At 44.2% G+C, this 258-nt stretch carries 1 protein-coding gene; it reads right to left on the bottom strand.

Annotated elements, in window-relative coordinates; all coding sequences use genetic code 11:
* On the bottom strand, positions 1-258 hold a 258-nt coding region (locus AAEY80_RS14655; RefSeq protein ID WP_350588616.1), incomplete at both ends, for a uroporphyrinogen-III C-methyltransferase.

Raw genomic sequence — 258 nt, 5'->3', positions numbered from 1 at the left:
AGCCAGTACTTGTACTTCTTCGCCACCACGGCCATAAATAAACGGGTCACCACCTTTAATGCGGCACACTTTTTTGCCTTGTTTAGCAAGGTCGACCAGCATTTGGTTGGTATCTTCTTGAACAACACTATGATCGCCTAAGCTTTTACCTACACAAATAAGGTCAGCATCACGGCGCACTAATTCCATAATTTCGTCAGAGACTAAAAAGTCATACACGACGACGTCGGCTTGTTGCATAAGTTGCAGTGCTTTAAG

Origin of the sequence: Psychrobacter sp. 78a-MNA-CIBAN-0178, from assembly GCF_040309625.1 — a bacterium.
In the GTDB taxonomy this organism is placed as follows: domain Bacteria; phylum Pseudomonadota; class Gammaproteobacteria; order Pseudomonadales; family Moraxellaceae; genus Psychrobacter; species Psychrobacter okhotskensis.
The sequence above is the reverse complement of the archived record's forward strand: the minus strand, read 5'-3'. Positions and strand labels throughout refer to the sequence as shown.